This is a genomic window from Pseudomonas silesiensis, assembly GCF_001661075.1.
In the GTDB taxonomy this organism is placed as follows: Bacteria; Pseudomonadota; Gammaproteobacteria; order Pseudomonadales; family Pseudomonadaceae; genus Aquipseudomonas; species Aquipseudomonas silesiensis.
Window position 1 is genome coordinate 1,813,989 of sequence record NZ_CP014870.1, and the last position, 19,776, is coordinate 1,833,764.

The following is a 19,776-nucleotide window of genomic DNA, read 5'->3' on the forward strand; positions in this document are numbered from 1 at the left end:
CAGCGCTACGCAGGTGATCCCTGTAGGAGCCAGGCTTGCCGGCGAAGGCGTATGCATGGGCGGTGCAAGGCTCAAGGCCGCCTTCGCCGGCAAGCCTGGCTCCTACAGGGTTTGGCGCAGGCTGCGATCTGTTGATCTTGATCTTCGAACCAACGATCAGCGCAGGCTATCGACCATATCAGCCACGGTCACCAGCACATCCTTCCCCAACTGCTTCGACCGCTTGCCCGACCACCCCGTCAACGCATTCGGCGAATCATTGTTGTCCTTGAACGGCATTTCCAGCGTCAACGACAAACAATCGAATTTCTCGCCGACGGCGTTACACGCCAACGTCATATTGGCCTTGCCCGGCAAATCGCGGGTGTAGCCATGCTTGGTCTGAAAATCCTTGGTCTGATGCTTCAGATGGCTGCGGAAATGTTCTTCGAGTTTCTCGATCCGTGGCGTGTACCCCGGGTTGCCCTCGCAACCGGCGGTGAACACATAAGGAATCTCTTCATCGCCATGAATGTCGAGAAACAGGTCGACCCCGTATTGCTCCATCTGCTGTTGCACGAACAACACCTCCGGGCTCAGCTCCTGGCTGGCGCTCTGCCAGGCGCGGTTCAGGTCCTGGCCCATGGCGTTGGTGCGCAAGTGGCCGTGGAAGGCGCCGTCCGGGTTCATGTTGGGCACCAGGTACAGGTCGGCGCTGGCCAGCAATTTCTGCAGCACCGGATCGTCATGCTGTTCGAGGCGTTCGATCACACCTTCCATGAACCACTCGGCCATGTGTTCGCCGGGGTGTTGCTGGGCAATGATCCACACCTTGCGCCGGCCTTCGGCGCCCGTGCCTTTGCGCAGCAGCGGGATGTCCCGGCCTTCGACGCTCTTGCCGGTGGCCAGCAGCTCGGTGCCGGCCTTGCTCAGTGCCTGCTCGATCAGCCAGTCATGGCGACCGCGGCTGTAGGGTTCGAAGTAGGCAAACCAGGCGTGGGTGGCGGTGGTTTCGAGGCTGAAACGCAGGCAATCGCCCTCGAAGATGGTCGGCACGCGGAACCAGTTGACGTGGTCATAGGACGCCACCGCCTGGTAACCGTCCCAGGCCTTGTTATAGGAGGATTTGCTGGCGTTGTTCAGGCGGAACCAGTGCTCCTGGCCGACATGCAGACCGCTGGCCTTGAAGTGAAACCACTGGAAGTGCTTGCTGCGAGTGTCCGGGCGGATGGCCAGCAACGCCTGGAGCGGATTGCTGATATCGAGCACTTCAATGTTGCCGCTGTCGAAGTTGGCGCTGATGTCGAGCGAGGATTTGGCCACGGTCATAGTCGATTCCTGAATATGATTTTTATGGCTGGTACTTTACACGTTGGGAGGGGAAAAACCGGGGGAAATTGCGGGCTGGAAGGGGGGCGTCGTCCTTGACGCCGAGGCAGCTTAGAGACTGTGCAAATGATTCTCAAGCGCTATTTTTGATTAGTTTGGGCCAATGATGCCGGGCTTCTCTTGCCAACGGATATTCTTTTGATATCATCCGCGCCATTCGGATTTGTAACACTAAAAGACTTCATTAGCCTGAAGATAAAGCCAGAAAAACTGGCAAAAAAAGACCCGGCAAAAAGCCGGGTCAAAAACCGTGATTAGCCTGATGAGGAGAGTGTCCAGGAGACCGACCTAAGGTCACTTGGACAATCGACTGATCTCGCGACCAGCTGCATGCAATAATAATCATTCTCGTTTGCAAGTCAAACGATTTCACCTGCGCGATTGGAAAATTCTTTCCGGTCCTTCTCGAAACCTCCCCGTTTTCAACCGTTCTGAGCACTCTCCAGGGACCGATCCACCAGCGCCCTGGCCATGTCGATCATGTGCACCGTCGAAAAGGCCAGATGCCGATTGGGGCCCTGAATGTTGTTGCCCGACTCGTATGCGGTGGCGGCGGCACAACGCAGCAGGTCCGATGCATGGATCAGGGCCTCTTCGCGGCTGACATTGCGGTTCACGTCAAAGAAGCGTGTTTCGACCACTTCCTCTGAAACAGCAGGTTTCAAGTAATAGTCCAGCGCTCGCTGCGCGGCCGCAAAGCCTTCAGGCGATTTGAGGGTGGTGTCGATCGGCATCTCTGGCAGGTCATTGCAGGGGATGGTCATGGTCATGGCAAGCTCCGTGATGGGGTTCATATCCGTGAAACAATCCTAGTACAAAGTGTATTTGTGACGAGAATTTAAATACTACAATTTGTGTTTTGATGACCGGAGGCGCCCACGTATCGTTTCGCCTATGGATAAATGGATTGAATTGGTCAAGGCCAAGATGAGTGAACTCAAAATCACTCAAGAGATACTCGCCGAGCGAGTCGGAATGTCCCAGGGCGGTATCGGCCATTGGCTGAACAAACGTCGCCAGCCCGGCATCGATGACATGAACCGGGTGCTGCAGGCGCTGGGCCTGGACTTTCTCGAGGTGGCGCTGGTGATCCGCGAGCCGGACGCCTCGCAGGCAGGCGGCCAGGACCTGGCGAAAAAGTACAACCCGTACTTCCGTTATCCGGTCAGTGGCTGGCGAGCCCCCACAGAGCTGCGCGAAGACGAGCCGGCGGCCTACGCCCGGGAGCGTTTCGAAGTGTCCGATTACCCGGCCCAGGGCGCGGCGTTCTGGCTGGAGGTGACAGGCGATGCGATGACGGCACCCACCGGCATCAGCATTGCCGAGGGCATGTTGATCCTGGTGGACCCGGCCGTGGAAGCGCTGCCTGGCAAACTGGTGATCGCCCAGTGGCCCGACAGCGCCGAAGCCACCTTTCGCAAGCTGATCGAGGAGGGCGGGCAGCGTTACCTGGTCCCGCTCAATCCGACCTACCCCAAAGCCCTGTACACCCCGGAGTGCCAAATCATCGGCGTCGTGGTGCAGGCGACAATCAGGTTCTGATCAGATCGGTCCGCGCCAGGCGCGCGGACCGATCCTCTGGTCACGCTTCTTCCAGTTCGACCAGCGCACTGCCTTCGCTGACCATCTCGCCTTCCTGGCAATACAGCGCCTTGATCACCCCGGCATGGGGCGCACGGATGCTGTGCTCCATCTTCATCGCTTCCAGCACCACCAGTTGCGCCCCGGCTTCGACCGATTGCCCGGCCTCCACCAGCACGCGCACGATGCTGCCATTCATGGGTGCGGCGAGGCCGCCCTGATGGCTGTGGCTGGCTTCGACGGCACTGATCGGGTCGTAGGACTCGATGCGGCGCAATTCACCGCCCCATTGCAAATAAACGCTGTCACCCCGACGGATCGCCCGGTGCTGGCGGCGCACGCCGTCGTGCTCGGTCAGCAGCTGCTCGCCCTTGAGCTGCGCCGTGTGGGCATCGGCGCGGCCCAGGGTCAGGGCGCGGTCCTGGCCTTCGCAGCTCAGGTGCAGGGTGATCTCGGACGGCAAGCCGAAACGCAAACCGCTGTTGATCGCCCAGGGCGAAGCCGGGTCATCGGCGCGCGGCGCACCCGGCTGGCTTTGGGCGACGGCCTGGGCGGCGGCTTGCCAGAACTCCTCGCCAAGGTCCGCAGGGGCCGGCAGCAGTTGCTCCTGATAACGCGGAATGAACCCGGTATCCAGTTCCGCCGCGGCAAACGCCGGATGGCCGACGATCCGGCGCAGGAAGTTGATGTTGGTCTTGAGCCCGCCGATCGCAAACTCATCGAGCATGCTCAACAACCGCAGACGCGCCTGTTCACGGTCCTCGCCCCAGGCAATCAGCTTGCCGAGCATCGGATCATAGAAGGGCGATATCTCGTCACCTTCTTCCACACCGCTGTCCACCCGACGACCCGGACCGGGCGCGGATTCGCGGTACAGCTCCAGGCGCCCGGTGGCCGGCAGAAAATCATGGCCCGGGTCTTCGGCGTACAGCCGCACTTCAATCGCATGACCGAGCAGCGGCACTTGTTCCTGAGTCATCGGCAGCGCTTCACCACGCGCCACGCGAATCTGCCAGGCCACCAGGTCGAGGCCGGTGATGGCTTCGGTGACCGGGTGTTCGACTTGCAAGCGGGTGTTCATCTCCATGAAGAAGAACTCGCCGCGGGCATCCAGCAGAAACTCCACGGTGCCGGCACCGACATAACCGATGGCCTGGGCCGAACGCACCGCGGCTTCGCCCATGGCGCGCCGCAGTTCCGGGCTCAGGCCCGGGGCGGGGGCTTCCTCGACGACTTTCTGGTGCCGACGTTGAATCGAGCAGTCCCGTTCATTGAGGTACAGGCAGTGACCCTGTTGGTCGGCGAACACCTGGATTTCCACATGGCGTGGTTTGAGCAGGTATTTCTCCACCAGCATCCGCGAATCGCCGAACGACGATTGCGCTTCACGCTGGGCCGAGGCCAACGCTTCGGCGAGCTGGCTGACGTCCTCGACCACTTTCATGCCTTTGCCGCCGCCGCCCGCCGTGGCCTTGAGCAGCACCGGGTAACCGATGCGTTCGCAGGCATCGCGGAAGGTCTCGAGGTCTTGGGCTTCGCCGTGATAGCCCGGCACCAGCGGCACGCCCGCGGTTTCCATCAAGGCTTTGGCCGCGGATTTACTGCCCATGGCGTCGATGGCCGAGGCGGGTGGGCCGAGGAAGATCAAGCCGGCGGCTTCGATGGCGCGGGCGAACCCGGCGTTCTCGGACAGGAAGCCATACCCCGGATGGATCGCCTGGGCGCCACTGGCCTTGGCCGCGGCGATGAGTTTGTCGATCTGCAGGTAGCTGTCGGCGGCTTTGCTGCCACCGAGGTCGACGCGGATATCCGCTTCGCGACTATGGCGCGCGTCGCGGTCAGTGGCGCTGTGCACGGCCACGGTGGTCAGGCCCAGGGCCTTGGCGGTACGCATCACCCGGCAAGCGATCTCGCCGCGGTTGGCCACCAGCAGGGTGGTGAGGACAGGTGCGCTCATCAACGCGACTCCTTGGTGGTGGTGGCGGCTTTCCAGTTTGGCGCACGCTTTTGCAGAAAGGCTCGCAAGCCCTCCTGGCCTTCAGGGCTGACGCGGATGCGCGCAATGGCATTTTCGGTGTAGCGCCGCAGCGCCGGGGTCAGGGCGCCGTTGCCGACTTCGCGCAGCAAGTCCTTGCTGACGCGCATGGCCGCCGGGCTGTTGAGCAACAGATTGTCGATCCACTCTTCGACTTTTTGCTCCAGCTCATTGCCTGGATAACTCTCCGACAACAAACCGATGTCCTGCGCCCGCTGCCCACCGAAGCGCTCGGCGGTCAGCGCATAACGGCGTGCCGCCCGTTCGCCGATGGCTTGCACCACGAACGGGCTGATCACCGCCGGGGCCAGGCCGATGCGCACTTCCGACAGGCAGAATTGCGCGTCATCGGCACCGATCGCCATGTCGCAGCAACTGATCAGGCCCAACGCGCCGCCAAAGGCCGCACCTTGCACCACCGCCAGGGTCGGGATTTTCAGCTTGGCCAGGTTGTACATCAACTCCGCCAGTTCCCGGGCGTCGTCGAGGTTGGTGTGGTAATCGAGCTCGGCCGATTGCTGCATCCAGGCCAGGTCGGCGCCGGCACTGAAATGCTTGCCGCGACCGCGCACCAGCAAGAAGCGCAGGCTGGCATCGCCCGACACCTTGTCCAGGGCGAGGATCAACTCGCGGATCATCTCGGCGTTGAACGCGTTGTTCTTTTCTTCACGGCTGAGCCACAGGGTCGCGAAACCCCGCGGGTCGGTCAGCAGTTCCAGCGTATTGAAGTCGCTCATATTCGTCCGTCTCCACAACTCTTCCCCCTGTAGGAGCGAGGCTTGCCCGCGAAGCAAACACCGAGGTGTACCTGTTGCACCGCGTCATGTTTGTTCGCGGGCAAGTCGGATCGCCGCCCGCTCGCTCCTACAGGATCAGATCAGATTCACATCAGGATCACATCCGGAACACGCCGAAGCGGCTCGGTTCGATTGGCGCGTTCAACGACGCCGACAAGGCCAGGGCCAACACATCCCGGGTCTGCGCCGGGTCGATGACACCGTCATCCCACAGTCGCGCGCTGGAATAGTAGGGGTGCCCCTGTTCCTCATACTGATCGAGAATCGGCTGCTTGATCTCCGCTTCCTGCTCGGCACTGAAACCCTGGCCACTGCGCTCGGCCTGTTCGCGTTTCACTTGCACCAAAACCCCCGCAGCTTGCTCGGCACCCATCACCCCGATCCGCGCATTCGGCCACATCCACAAAAAGCGCGGATCATAAGCCCGGCCGCACATGCCGTAGTTACCGGCACCAAAACTGCCACCAATGATCACCGTAAACTTCGGCACCTTGGCGCAAGCGACCGCGGTCACCAGTTTCGCGCCGTGCTTGGCAATGCCGCCGGCTTCATATTTCTGCCCGACCATGAACCCGGTGATGTTCTGCAGGAACAGCAACGGAATCCCGCGCTGGCACGCCAGCTCGATAAAGTGCGCGCCTTTCTGCGCGGCTTCGGCGAACAGGATGCCGTTGTTGGCGAGGATCGCGATCGGGTAACCGTGCAAGTGGGCAAAGCCACAGACCAGGGTCGTACCGAACAGCGCCTTGAATTCATCGAACACCGAACCGTCGACCAACCGCGCAATCACTTCACGCACATCGAACGGCTGCTTGGCGTCCGCCGACACCACGCCATACAACTCGTCGCTGGCGTAGAGCGGAGCGATCGGCGTGCGTTGCTGCACTTCACCGAGCTTGCGCCAGTTGAGGTTGGCGATGCTGCGCCGGGCGATGGCCAGGGCGTGTTCGTCGCTCTCGGCGTAATGGTCGGCCACCCCGGAAATCTTGCAGTGCACATCGGCCCCGCCCAGGTCCTCGGCGCTGACCACTTCACCGGTCGCGGCTTTCACCAGCGGCGGGCCGGCGAGGAAAATCGTCGCCTGCTGACGCACCATGATCGCTTCGTCGGCCATCGCCGGCACATACGCACCACCGGCGGTGCACGAGCCCATCACCACCGCGATCTGCGGAATGCCCATGGCGCTCATGTTCGCCTGGTTGAAGAAGATCCGGCCGAAGTGCTCACGGTCGGGGAACACTTCATCCTGACGCGGCAGGTTGGCGCCACCGGAGTCCACCAGGTAGATGCACGGCAGGCGGTTCTGCTGGGCGATGGTCTGGGCGCGCAGGTGTTTTTTCACGGTCAGCGGGTAATACGAGCCACCTTTCACCGTGGCATCGTTGGCGACGATCATGCATTCGACGCCTTCGACCCGACCGATCCCGGCAATCACGCCCGCGGCCGGCACGTCTTCGCCGTACACCGCGTAGGCCGCCAGTTGGCTGATCTCCAGGAACGGCGAGCCCGGATCGAGCAGGCGATTGATCCGCTCACGGGGCAGCAATTTGCCCCGGGAGGTGTGGCGTTCTTGCGCCTTCGGGCCGCCACCTTGCTGCACCTGGGCGAGCAGGGTGTGCAGGGCGTCGACCTGTTTGAGCATCGCCGCGCTGTTGGCGGCGAACTCCGCCGAACGAGGGTTGAGCTGGGTATGCAAAATCATCGGGCTACTCCGTAGCAGCTTCAAGTTGCAAGCTGCAAGTTAGAAGCAAGCGCGCAGTCTTCTTGCCGCTTGAAACTTGCCGCTTGCCGCTAACGAAATTCATTTCGTTTCGTTGAACAGTTCGCGACCGATCAGCATGCGCCGGATCTCACTGGTGCCCGCGCCGATTTCGTACAGCTTGGCGTCGCGCAGCAGGCGACCGGCAGGAAATTCGTTGATGTAGCCGTTGCCACCGAGAATCTGGATCGCATCCAGGGCCATTTGCGTGGCGCGTTCGGCGCTGTACAGGATCACCCCGGCGGCGTCCTTGCGCGTGGTTTCGCCACGCTCGCAGGCCTGGGCCACCGCATACAGGTAGGCGCGGCTGGCGTTGAGCTGGGTGTACATGTCGGCGACCTTGCCCTGGATCAGCTGGAATTCGCCGATGCTCTGGCCGAACTGCTTGCGGTCGTGGATGTACGGCACGATCAGGTCCATGCAAGCCTGCATGATCCCGGTCGGGCCGCCGGACAGGACCACGCGCTCGTAGTCGAGGCCGCTCATCAACACTTTCACGCCGCCGTTGAGCACGCCGAGAATGTTCTCTTGCGGCACTTCCACGTCATCGAAGAACAGCTCGCAGGTGTTGGAACCGCGCATGCCGAGCTTGTCGAATTTGTTGCTGCGGCTGAAGCCTTTGGAGTCGCGCTCGACGATGAACGCGGTGATGCCGTGCGGGCCCTTTTCCAGGTCGGTCTTGGCGTAGATCACGTAGGTGTTGGCGTCCGGACCGTTGGTTATCCAGGTCTTGCTGCCGTTAAGAACGTAGTGATCGCCACGCTTGTCGGCGCGCAGCTTCATCGACACCACGTCGGAGCCGGCATTCGGCTCGCTCATGGCCAGGGCGCCGATGTGCTCGCCGCTGATCAGCTTCGGCAGGTACTTGGTCTTCTGCTCGTGATTGCCGTTGCGGTTGATCTGATTCACGCACAGGTTGGAATGCGCGCCGTAGGACAGCGCCACCGACGCCGAGCCGCGGCTGATTTCTTCCATGATCACCACGTGCGCCAGGTAACCCAGGCCAGCGCCGCCGTACTCTTCCGGCACGGTGACCCCCAACAGGCCCATGTCGCCGAACTTGCGCCACAGGTCCGCCGGGAACAGGTTGTCGATGTCGATCTGAGCGGCGCGCGGGGCGACCTCTTTGGCAACGAAGGCCTGAACCTGATCGCGCAGCATGTCGATGGTTTCACCGAGGGCAAAATTCAGGGATGGATAGCTCATGGGGCACCTTTTGGCTTTTTTGTAGGGTAGGGGAGGGCCGTGATCGGGTTCTCACCTTTACGTTAACGTAAACCTGAGACGAATGGCTGTCAATCACCCTTTACGTTAACGTCAACTTGAGCGACATTAGAGCCAGTTCAAGATGTAACCACGGCCCCCCCCGTAAGAGCGAGGCTTGCCCGCGAAGGCGTCGGCTCAGTCGACATTGATACTGAACATGCTGGCCTCTTCGCGGGCAAGCCTCGCTCCTACGGGGGACCGTAGCCAACCCATTAATAAAGACAATAGGGGTCGTCATGGATCAACCCACCGCAAGCCCGCAGCGCAGCTACACCCGCGGTTCACAGGACAAAGCCTTGCTGGCGATGACCATCGGCCAGGCGTTCGACAACACCGTCGCGCACTACCCGACCGGGGAGGCGCTGGTCGTGCGTCACCAGCAACTGCGCTACACCTGGCAGCAACTGGCCGACGCCGTAGACCTGCACGCCCGGGCGCTATTGGCCCTGGGCCTGCAGACCGGCGATCGCCTCGGCATCTGGGCCCCCAACTGCGCCCAATGGTGCATCAGCCAGTTCGCCAGCGCGAAAATCGGCGTGATCCTGGTCAACATCAACCCGGCCTACCGCAGCTCCGAACTGGAATACGTCCTCAAGCAATCCGGCTGCCAATGGCTGGTCTGCGCCGGCGCCTTCAAAACCTCCAACTACCACGGCATGCTGCAAGGCCTGGTACCGGAACTGGCGGAGCACACCCTCGGCCAATTGCACAGCGAACGCCTGCCGGACCTGCGCGGGGTGATCAGCCTCGACGCCCAGCCGCCGTCGGGTTTCCTGCCCTGGTCGCAACTGACCGAACTTGCCGGCAACGTGTCCGCCGAGCAACTGCACCAACGCCAGGACAGCCTGCATTTCGACCAGGCGGTAAACATCCAGTACACCTCCGGCACCACCGGCTTCCCCAAGGGCGCGACCCTCAGCCACTACAACATTCTCAACAACGGCTACATGGTCGGCGAAAGCCTCGGCCTGACCCACGAAGATCGCCTGGTGATCCCGGTGCCGCTGTATCACTGCTTCGGCATGGTCATGGGTAACCTGGGCTGCATGACCCACGGCAGCACCATGATCTACCCCAACGACGCCTTCGATCCGCTGCTGACCCTGACCACCGTCGCCGAAGAAAAAGCCACCGCGCTCTACGGCGTCCCGACCATGTTCATCGCCCTGCTGGACCAACCCCAGCGCGCGGAATTCGACCTGTCGAGCCTGCGCACCGGAATCATGGCCGGGGCCACCTGCCCGATCGAAGTGATGCGCCGGGTCATCACCGACATGCACATGAGTGAAGTACAGATCGCCTACGGCATGACAGAAACCAGCCCGGTGTCGCTACAGACCGGCCCCTCGGACGACCTGGAACTGCGCGTCACCACCGTCGGCCGCACCCAGCCGCAACTGGAAAGCAAAATCATCGACGAGGCCGGCAACCTGGTGCCCCGCGGCACCATCGGCGAACTCTGCACCCGCGGCTACAGCGTGATGCTCGGCTACTGGAACAACCCGCAAGGCACCGCAGAAGCCATCGACCAGGCCGGCTGGATGCACACCGGCGACCTGGCGAGCATGAACGACGAGGGTTACGTGAACATCGCCGGCCGCAACAAGGACATGATCATCCGCGGCGGTGAAAACATTTATCCGCGGGAACTGGAAGAATTCTTCTTCACCCACCCGGCCGTGGCCGACGTGCAAGTGATCGGCATCCCGTGCTCGCGCTACGGCGAAGAAATCGTCGCCTGGATCAAATTCCACCCCGGCCACAGCGCCACCGAGCAAGAACTGCAAACCTGGTGCAAAGAGCGCATCGCCCACTTCAAGACGCCACGCTACTTCAAATTCGTCGACGAGTTCCCGATGACCGTCACCGGCAAAATCCAGAAATTCCGCATGCGCGAAATCAGCATCGAAGAACTAAGCCTCAACAAAACCTGACCACAACCCCTGGTGGACCTGGTGGACCTGGTGGATCTGTTGGACCTGGTGAACCTGGTGAACCTGGTGGATCTGTTGGACCTGGTGAACCTGGTGAACCTGGTGAACCTGGTGGATCTGTTGGACCTGGTGAACCTGGTGGATCTGGTGGATCTGGTGGACTTGGTGGACCTGGTGAACCTGGTGAACCCGGTGGATCTGTTGGACCTGGTGAACCTGGTGGATCTGGTGAACCCGGTGAACCCGGTGGATCTGTTGGACCTGGTGAACCTGGTGGATCTGGTGAACCCGGTGAACCCGGTGAACCCGGTGGATCTGTTGGACCTGTAGGAGCGAGGCTTGCCCGCGAAGAACGATGACGCGGTTTCCCTGTGCAATCGCGGCGTTCCCTTCGCGGGCAAGCCTCGCTCCTACAGGTACCGGAACCGGTACAGGTACAGGTATAGGTATAGGTACAGGTATAGGTATAAGTACAGGTATAGGTATAGGTATAGGTACAGGTATAGGTACAGGTATAGGTACAGGTATTGGGATGGGTGAGCGGGAGAAATACCGGCACAATTTGGCGAAACGCAGAAAGCACAAAGGGGAGCCGAAGCTCCCCTTTAATTTTGTCGTTACGTGCTCTTTTTTTATTATTGAGGGGCGGTCTGTTTTTGTTTTTAGCAACCGTGACCCTTTACCGCTGTTTTTATCGACCCCCATCCGGGATCAAGAGCAAACGTATTTTTTTGAGCGCTGATCTACTTTCTCGCCAAGCGATCCAACCAGTTCGGGAGCTACCTGAAGGTAGTTTTATTATTCTCTGCCCGGTTGCGGGTCACTCCGAAAAGCACCCTGAAAAGCACATCCTCTCCAAAAAAATCTGTTAGCTGCGTCTCTGCCGTGTTGTTTTTGTTATGTCAGAGTCGTTACGTCTTATTTTTATTAGGGGTGGAGCGTTTTTTTTTATTCTTGTTATGCCATAGAGATAGCAGGAGCCGTGCCAACTTTTAAAAACCCTTTAAAATCAACAAGTTGAGTTTTTCAGGGGTTTTTCTCACTGCCAGATTCCCCACATTTGTTTCCGTGTTACTCGCTTGCCCCCCACATTTTCGTCCCCGCGGTAACACCCCGACACATCCGCCCACTCACTGTGCGCTACGCGCCTTGGCCACCCGCGAACCACTGGCGCGTCCCAGCACCGTGCTGATCTGCTGACCCGCCACAATCAACGCCTCAAGGTCGATTCCAGTGTCGATCCCCAGGCCATTGAGCAGGTAAATCACATCCTCAGTGGCCACGTTACCGCTGGCGCCCTTGGCATACGGGCAGCCACCAAGGCCGGCGATCGAGCTATCAAACACCGACACCCCTTCCAACAGACTGGCGTAGATATTGGCCATGGCCTGGCCATAGGTGTCGTGATAGTGCCCGGCGAGTTTCTCCCGCGGCACATCGGCCGCGACCACCTCAATCAACTTGCGCGTCGCACCGGCCGTCCCGGTGCCGATGGTGTCGCCGAGGGACACTTCATAGCAGCCCATGGCATACAGCTCGCGCGCGACCAGCGCCACCTGCTCCGGCGCGACGTTACCCTCATAAGGGCAACCCAGCACACAGGACACATACCCCCGCACACTCACCCCATGCTGCTTCGCCGCCTCCATGATCGGCACGAAACGCGCCAGGCTCTCACTGATCGAGCAATTGATATTGCGCTGGGAAAACGCCTCGGACGCCGCAGCAAACACCGCCACCTCCTTGACCCCGGCAGCCACCGCATCCTCAAACCCGCGAAGATTCGGCGCGAGCGCCGCATAAGTCACCCCGGGCTTGCGCTGAATCTGCGCAAACACCTCGGCGGAACCGGCCATCTGCGGCACCCACTTGGGCGAAACAAAACTGCCAACCTCGATATAGCTCACCCCGGCGGCAGTCAGTGCGTCGACCAACCGCACCTTGTCCGCGACACTGATGGGCTGGGCTTCATTTTGCAGACCGTCGCGAGGACCGACTTCGACCAGGCGTACGTGAGAGGGTAGGGACATGGGAATCGACCTGTGCTGAATAATCTGAATGCTCAGAAAACCCTGTATGGGGGAACTGTGGAAAAAACCTGTGGGAGCGGGCTTGCCCGCGATGGACGTTAACGATAACGAGTACCGCCTGGATAAACGCGGTGCCCTGACGTCCATCGCGAGCAAGCTCGCTCCTACAGTGGAATGTATTGACCTGCTAAACCACCTGCTGACTCTTGATCGTAAACTCCAACGCCTGCATACACCGCTCCTGCGCCGTATCCAACTCCAGCTTCATCTGCTCGATATCCAGCATCTGCTGCTCCAGCTGCTCCCGACGCTCAGCGATTTTGTTCAGCATCGTCTGCAACTGCTTCTGATTGCCACCGGTAGGATCGTAAAGCTCAATCAGCTCACGGCATTCCGCCAGTGAAAAACCAATACGCTTGCCCCGCAAAATCAGCTTCAGACTGACCTTGTCCCGGGGCGAATAGATACGTTCCTGCCCACGCCGCTCAGGGCTGAGCAGCCCTTGCTCTTCATAAAAGCGAATGGCCCGGGTGGTGATGTCGAGCTCGCGGGCGAGGTCGGAGATGCTATAGGTCTGGCTGCTCATGGAAGCGCTCGAAAAAGGTCATGGCGCTAAGCTAATGGCAGGTTGACGTTTACGTCAAGGGGCGTAAGTCTTTCGACGCATCGCAGGCCCCATCACAAACAAAACCGGGCGCATCAGCGCCCGGGTTTTTTACTTGAAGTCAGCAATCACCGATTAAACCGCTCCACCAACGAATACTGCGTATTCGCCGTCTTCGTCAGCTCTTCACTCAACAACGCCGAGTGTTGCGCCTGCACCGAAGTCTGATCCGCCAGATGCGAGATATTGCTGATGTTGCGGCTGATCTCCTCAGCCACCGCACTTTGCTCTTCCGTCGCCGCCGCAATCTGAGCAGTCATGTCGGTGATGTTCGCCACCGCCTCACTGATCCCCACCAGTGCCTGGTCCGCTTCCAGCACCCGCGCCACACCTTCCTCTGCCTGACGATGCCCGGCCTCCATGGTTTGCACCGCAGTACTCGCGGTCTGCTGCAACTTGGCGATCAGCGCATGAATCTGCCCGGTAGACTCGCTGGTGCGTTGCGCCAATTGCCGCACTTCATCGGCCACCACCGCAAACCCGCGACCCATCTCACCGGCACGCGCCGCTTCGATAGCCGCGTTCAACGCCAGCAGGTTGGTCTGGTCGGCAATGCCTTTGATCACATCCACCACGCCACCAATTTCGTTACTGTCCTTGGCCAGCTGGGTCACGGTCATACCCGTTTCACCCACCACCACAGACAAGCGCTGAATGGCCTCGCGGGTTTCCCCGGCAATATCCCGCCCGCGACCGGTCAGGCGATTGGCCTCCTGAGTCGCGTCCGCCGTGCGCTGCACATGGCTGGCAACTTCCTGAGTCGTCGCCGCCATCTGGTTAACGGCCGTCGCCACCTGCTCGGTCTCCACGCGCTGACGCTCCAGCCCGGTGGAGCTGTTGTGCGCCAGGGTGTCGGACTGTTTCGCTTGCTCGGTCAGATGCTCGGCAGTGTCCTGCAGACGGGTCAGGCAGGTTTTCAGACGCGCTTCCTGACTCAGAATCGACATCTCCACCCGCGCCTGCGCACCGCGACTGTCGGTGTACATCTGCGCAATCAACGGGTCCGACGTGGTCTGCTCGGCCAAACGCAACAGACGCTTGACCCCGCGCTGCTGCCAACGCAACCCCATCAGCCCCAGCGGCACCGACAGCCCGGCGGCGAGGGCAAAGCCCCATTGCGAATTCAGCGACGCGCCAATCATGAAACTCAACTGGCTGACCAGAATGAACGGCAACCAATCCTGCAGCACCGGCAGCCATTTATCCGTGGAAGGCACCGCCGACTTGCCCTGATTAATACGCTGGTAAAGCGCTTCGGCACGACGAATCTGCTCGGCCGTGGGCTTGACCCGCACCGACTCGTAACCCACCACCTGCTGACCTTCGAACACCGGCGTCACATAGGCGTTCACCCAGTAATGGTCGCCGCTCTTGCAGCGATTCTTGACAATGCCCATCCATGGCAAACCCTGTTTCAGCGTGCCCCACATGTGCGCGAACACCGCAGAAGGCACGTCGGGGTGACGCACCTGATTGTGCGGCGCTCGGATCAGCTCCTCACGGGAAAACCCGCTGATCTCGACGAAGGCATCGTTGCAGTAGGTAATCACGCCCTTGGCATCGGTGGTGGAAATCAACCGTTGCTGAGCCGGGAAGGTCCGTTCGCGTTGGGTAACAGGCTGGTTGTTGCGCATGGCTATATTCAGTCCGTGAGGCTTTGACAGGGTGTCGGCGTGGTCATGGATTTGTTGAGTTTTTATTTTTAATGAGAAGTGAATCACACCAAAAACCGCAGCCTGTAGCGAGGGAGCTTGTTCCCGCTGGACTGCGCAGCAGGCCCATCCTCGGCCCTTGGCCCGCATACCATTCAAAGCGAATGCGGCCCACTGTAGGAGCGAGCTTGCTCCGGGCGGCGTTCCGACGATGGTCGTTAACGATTACGCGTGTTGACTGGTTCAACGCGGCGCTCTTGAGTCCATCGTCGGAACGCCGCCCGGAGCAGGCTCGTTCCTACATTAATTTCCTCAACGAACTGCTCTACGCCTCAGGACGGCTCTTTTCAGGGGCATGCTTCAAGCGCGAGCACCAGCCATGACGCCTACAGGCTCCATGTCCCTGCCTTTTAGCGCTGCGGCTTTCATAAAGCGTCGCTGATTGGCGGATGTCGGTGTAGCAAGTAGGAAAATTCGCTCCCGTTGAAAACCGACACTTCCTACGCACTCATCAGAACCGTCTTATTTCCAACTAAGTCAACTTCACCAAAGCTTCCACCCCCCAGGACCAGGGTGGAAGCAAAGCCCTTCCTCTCGTCAACATTCAGACCAGGAAGGCCTGACCATGCCCAACCCCATACGCACCTTCTTCGACCACAGCCGGCACAAACTCAGCGTCCATAACTTCGACGCGACCCTCGACGTCCTGGCCTTCCACGGCGAAGAACAACTCAGCCAGCCCTTCCACTACGTCATCGAATTCACCTGCACCGAACAGGACATCGCCGCCGACCAGTTGCTCAACCGCGACGCCCGCTTCAGCCTGCACGCCCCGCCGCGCAAGCCCAGCTTCCTGACCCGGGACCTGCCGATCAAACCGCTGCGCACCCTGCACGGCGTGGTCACCGGCTTCAAACGCCTGTCCGGCTCCGTTGACGAAGCCCGCTACGAAATCACCCTGCAATCGCGCCTGGCCTTGCTCGCCCGCGGCCAGCAGTTCCGCCTCTATCAACACCAGTCCGTGCCGGAAATCGTCGAACACATCCTGCGCAGCCGCCACGATTTTCGCGGCGAGGATTTTTTCTTCAAGCTCACCCGCAAGTACCCCAGGCGCCTGCAAGTCATGCAATACGGCGAAAGCGACCTGGCCTTCATCGCCCGCCTGCTGGCCGAAGTCGGCATCTGGTACCGCTTCACCGGCGACGAACGCCTGCACCTCGACGTCGTCGAATTCCACGACGACCAGCTGCATTACCAGTCCGGCATCGAACTGCCGCACCACTCGCCGGCCGGCCTGAGCAGCAGCGAGCAGGACGGCGTCTGGGCCCTGCAAACCCAACACCAGGTAGTGGAACGCCAGGTCAACATCCGCACCTACCAGCACCGCGACGCCTACGCCCACCTCGACGGCGAGATCGACCACACCCGCGGCGCGACCACCACCTACGGCGAGGCCTATCACTACGCCGAACCCTACACCGCCCTCGGCGACCGCTACCAATTCTACGAAGACCTGCCACCGGAAACCGGCTACTTCTACGCCCGCCTGCAACACGAACGCTACCTCAACGACCAGACCCGCCTCAGCGGCACCAGCAGCAGCGCGACCCTGGCCCCGGGCCAGGTGCTGAAAATCACCGGCGGCGCGCCCCAGGCCTTCGCCCGCGGCACGGTCATCACCCACCTCAGCACCCGCGCCGCCCGCGACGCCAGCTTCGAAGCCCGGTTCCAGGCCATCCCCTATTCGGAAAGCGTGTGCTTTCGTCCACCGCTGCAGCCCAAACCGCAAATCGCCGGCACCCTCCCGGCCCGGGTCAGCAACCCGCAAAAACACGACCCCTACGCCGAAATCGACGTCGAAGGGCGCTACTGCGTGCACTTCCTGTTCGACCGCGACACCTGGAAACCCGGCGAGGAAAGCATGTGGCTGCGCCTGGCCCGGCCCTACGCCGGCGACACCCACGGCCTGCACCTGCCGCTGATCGCCGGCACCGAAGTCGCGGTGGCGTTCGAACAGGGCGACCCGGACCGCCCCTACATCGCCCACGCCCTGCACGACAGCGAACACCGCGACCACGTGACCCTGCGTGCGCGCAATTACAAACGCAACGTGCTGCGCACGCCGGCCAACAACAAGCTGCGGATGGAGGACACAAGGGGCAAAGAGCACGTCAAGCTCAGTACCGAACACAGCGGCAAGAGCCAGTTGAACCTCGGGCATCTGGTCGATGCCGAGCAGCAGAGGCGGGGGGAAGGGTTTGAGTTGCGCACTGATGGGTGGGGGGCGATTCGGGCGGGGAAGGGGCTGTTGATCAGTGCTGATGAGCAGCCGAAAGCTCAGGGCGAAACGCTCGGCATGAATGAAGCTCTGGCGCAACTGGAAGAGGCATTACAACGTGTGCAAGGGTTAGCCCGTAACGCCGTAGTGGCAGGGGGGCTGGAGGCGGACGAGACCGTGCCCAAGCAGCTGAAGGCCGCGTTGGGGCAATTGAAAGAGGCCGGCTTGCTCGTCTCGGCACCTGCCGGCGTGGCGCTGGTAACGCCAGCGCATATGCAGTTGGCGGCTGGTCAGACCCTTGGCGCAGTGAGCAACAACACTGACTTTAGTGCGCTCAAGCGTTTTACGGTGACGGCGGGTCAAGCCATTGGCCTGTTCGCACAAAGGCTAGGGTTGAAGTTAATTGCTAACCAAGGCGCTGTGTCGATCCAGGCACAGAACGACCGCCTTGAACTGTTGGCCAAGCAAGGTCTGGACATCAGCAGCACCGAAGACGAAATCCGCATCACTGCGAAAAAGAAAATCACCCTTAACGTCGGCAGCAACTACATCACCCTCGATCCCTATCGCATTGAGATTGGCTCACCCGGTGAAGTCGAGATCAAGTCTCCACACTTCGATTACGTCCCGTCGGCGGGCAGATTGAAAACTGCGCTCTCACCATTGGCCGATCCGTTGGCCGATATGCCCAACAGGCTGCTGTTGAACTTCTACGATGCTGCGGCCAAGCCCATTGCAGACGTGCCTTATACCCTGACGTTCGACAATGGCCTGGTGCTGCAAGGGATGCTGGACGAACAAGGTCACGCTCTGCACAGCCCGGTTCCGGATAAGCCGGCGCGTGTGCAGTACCAACTTCCCGAGCCTGAACCGGATCAGCCTTGGCCTTCTTATGACTTGTTACTGCAACAGTATCCGATTGGAGAGCATGACGAACAACTTCGTTTGGTCGGTCCGGATGGTGAATTGGCAGGTCATCTTAAGTACTCGGCCACCTTGGCAGATGGCAGCATTGTTGAGGGTACGACTGATGATCGAGGGTATACACAGCGTTTTGTGACCCGTTACCCAATTCGATTCACCTCCTTGACGCTCATTCCGCCGACGGGTGCCGAGGCCTTCTGTTGCGCCGCAAAGAATGCGCAAGCCCCACTAGTGATTGATCTGACGTCCAGCAATATCACCACTACCACCACCGATGTGGGCACATCATCTCAAACTGTTTCGCTTCCCAAAGGAAAAAAGCGTTCCTTGACCGCTGACGAAATATCAATGGCCAGAACTGTATTTAAAAACGCTGTCGATTATAGCAAGGTAAAAGTGCATCACGGCGGCTGGTGGTTATTCTTTGGTCAACAGAATACGGCCGTCACGCCTAATGGTGAAATGTATTATCCAGAAAGCACAAAGTACTACAGGAACGATTTTGCCAATACTAACGATGATCGGGATAAAGCCTTGTTTATGCATGAGATGACCCATGTATGGCAACACCAGCTTGGCTATCCAGTAAAAAAGTTTGGACTAACGGTCAGTGCTCAGGGGGCGGCGGCATACGAATACACCTTGAAGAGTAATGGGCAATTGTCCGATTATAATATGGAGCAGCAAGGTGAAATTGTTTCGGATTACTTTATTATTTGTGTGATCGGAAATCCTCGTGGGGTGTGGAATCAACGTAACTATACCAAAAGCCCTCAGCTTCTGGTCTCGACACTTCAGGGCTTTCTGGAGAATCCTGCCAGCAAAGCAAATCTTCCTGCTTGAAGGAAAAGTCTATGAAGATCTTGGCTTTTTTATTGATTGGGTTGAATTTTATATTTTTGGAGTCTGCTGAGGCGACGTCATTTGGACGCAGGGAAAGTGCGACTATCTCTTCGGTTAATAGTAGGCCGGCCATTTGTCTGCCAAATGATACAGGGGAAGTATTTTTGGTCGGCTGGATATCATTGATGCAAAGTTATGTGCGAAATGCCGGCGCTTGGGGGGTTGCACTTAAATCGGGTGCTAAACCATTAGAGCTGCAGCCGGGTGGATGTGTAGTGTTTGGCGTCGTGCCAGAGGGGTACGAACTGGATGACTATAAAGTAAAGACTCATCCATTGAAGCTTGAAGTAAATAACACCTATATATTTAGTTTGATTGACGCTTCTCGACCAAGGGATAGCTATACAGCTGTTTTTTGTATCGGTAACACTGCAAGTGGAGCTGTGGAGTACCTTCAATATACTCGTTTGGCAGATGGTAGTGAACTTGTTCCCCCTTGCGATGGTAGGCGTAATGGAAATGCTGCGAAACATTTTTCACCTGATAATTAACAACGAGTGGTACATGCAAGATGTGTAGTTTGAGTCGTGCTGGAAAGCATGTGCCATCCCGGAACAGTTACGTACACCTTGTATTGGTATTTTT

The 19,776-nt window shown here is 59.6% G+C and carries 14 protein-coding genes; 5 read left to right on the forward strand and 9 right to left on the reverse strand.

From position 1 onward, the window contains the following. Positions 1 to 156: 156 nt before the first annotated feature. Positions 157 to 1,308, reverse strand: coding sequence for a M14 family metallopeptidase (locus tag PMA3_RS08305; protein ID WP_064676703.1), 1,152 nt, complete (start codon positions 1,306 to 1,308; stop codon positions 157 to 159). A gap of 482 nt (positions 1,309 to 1,790) precedes the next feature. After that, complete coding sequence (locus PMA3_RS08310; protein ID WP_064680638.1) at positions 1,791 to 2,132, reverse strand: DUF6124 family protein; 342 nt, start codon at positions 2,130 to 2,132, stop codon at positions 1,791 to 1,793. Positions 2,133 to 2,262: 130 nt separating this feature from the next. Between PMA3_RS08310 and PMA3_RS08315 the strand changes: the two genes are divergently transcribed. Continuing rightward, positions 2,263 to 2,910, forward strand: coding sequence for a LexA family protein (locus PMA3_RS08315; protein WP_064676704.1), 648 nt, complete (start codon positions 2,263 to 2,265; stop codon positions 2,908 to 2,910). Between the two features lie 40 nt (positions 2,911 to 2,950). Here PMA3_RS08315 and PMA3_RS08320 read toward each other — a convergent pair whose 3' ends face one another. From PMA3_RS08320 to PMA3_RS08335, 4 genes are all read right to left on the reverse strand, one after another. After that, entirely contained in the window at positions 2,951 to 4,906 is a 1,956-nt protein-coding gene (locus PMA3_RS08320) for an acetyl/propionyl/methylcrotonyl-CoA carboxylase subunit alpha (protein ID WP_064676705.1), read from the reverse strand. After that, positions 4,906 to 5,721 carry a gamma-carboxygeranoyl-CoA hydratase gene (locus PMA3_RS08325; protein WP_064676706.1) on the reverse strand — a complete coding sequence of 272 codons (816 nt, stop codon included), beginning with the start codon at positions 5,719 to 5,721 and terminating at the stop codon, positions 4,906 to 4,908. Before PMA3_RS08325 ends, PMA3_RS08320 begins: the two co-directional genes overlap by 1 nt. 157 nt (positions 5,722 to 5,878) lie before the next feature. Continuing rightward, on the reverse strand, positions 5,879 to 7,483 hold the full coding sequence (locus PMA3_RS08330) for a carboxyl transferase domain-containing protein (protein WP_064676707.1): 1,605 nt from the start codon (positions 7,481 to 7,483) through the stop codon (positions 5,879 to 5,881). 99 nt (positions 7,484 to 7,582) lie between these two features. Next, positions 7,583 to 8,746, reverse strand: a complete 1,164-nt coding sequence (locus PMA3_RS08335; RefSeq protein WP_064676708.1) for an isovaleryl-CoA dehydrogenase — start codon at positions 8,744 to 8,746, stop codon at positions 7,583 to 7,585. Between the two features lie 296 nt (positions 8,747 to 9,042). Here PMA3_RS08335 and PMA3_RS08340 point away from each other — a divergent pair, with 296 nt between their 5' ends. Both PMA3_RS08340 and PMA3_RS08345 read left to right on the forward strand, forming a co-directional pair. After that, on the forward strand, positions 9,043 to 10,740 hold the full coding sequence (locus PMA3_RS08340) for an AMP-binding protein (protein WP_064676709.1): 1,698 nt from the start codon (positions 9,043 to 9,045) through the stop codon (positions 10,738 to 10,740). Positions 10,741 to 10,770: 30 nt separating this feature from the next. Then, the gene (locus tag PMA3_RS08345) at positions 10,771 to 11,070 is read left to right on the forward strand and encodes a hypothetical protein (protein ID WP_152032242.1); all 300 of its coding nucleotides are present in this window, start codon (positions 10,771 to 10,773) and stop codon (positions 11,068 to 11,070) included. A gap of 800 nt (positions 11,071 to 11,870) precedes the next feature. Here the strand turns inward: PMA3_RS08345 and PMA3_RS08350 are convergent. The 3 genes from PMA3_RS08350 to PMA3_RS08360 form a co-directional block, all read right to left on the reverse strand. Then, a complete protein-coding gene (locus tag PMA3_RS08350; protein ID WP_064676711.1) occupies positions 11,871 to 12,770 on the reverse strand; it encodes a hydroxymethylglutaryl-CoA lyase in 900 nt (299 codons plus the stop codon). A gap of 187 nt (positions 12,771 to 12,957) precedes the next feature. Further along, complete coding sequence (locus tag PMA3_RS08355) at positions 12,958 to 13,356, reverse strand: MerR family transcriptional regulator (RefSeq protein ID WP_064676712.1); 399 nt, start codon at positions 13,354 to 13,356, stop codon at positions 12,958 to 12,960. Between the two features lie 146 nt (positions 13,357 to 13,502). Next, on the reverse strand, positions 13,503 to 15,068 hold the full coding sequence (locus PMA3_RS08360) for a methyl-accepting chemotaxis protein (RefSeq protein WP_064676713.1): 1,566 nt from the start codon (positions 15,066 to 15,068) through the stop codon (positions 13,503 to 13,505). Between the two features lie 643 nt (positions 15,069 to 15,711). Here PMA3_RS08360 and PMA3_RS08365 point away from each other — a divergent pair. Together PMA3_RS08365 and PMA3_RS32415 are read left to right on the forward strand one after the other, a co-directional pair. Next, positions 15,712 to 19,131 (forward strand): type VI secretion system Vgr family protein, encoded by a 3,420-nt coding sequence (locus PMA3_RS08365; RefSeq protein ID WP_064676714.1) that lies wholly within the window; start codon positions 15,712 to 15,714, stop codon positions 19,129 to 19,131. Positions 19,132 to 19,142: 11 nt separating this feature from the next. Then, positions 19,143 to 19,682, forward strand: coding sequence for a hypothetical protein (locus tag PMA3_RS32415; protein WP_152032244.1), 540 nt, complete (start codon positions 19,143 to 19,145; stop codon positions 19,680 to 19,682). Positions 19,683 to 19,776 lie beyond the last annotated feature (94 nt).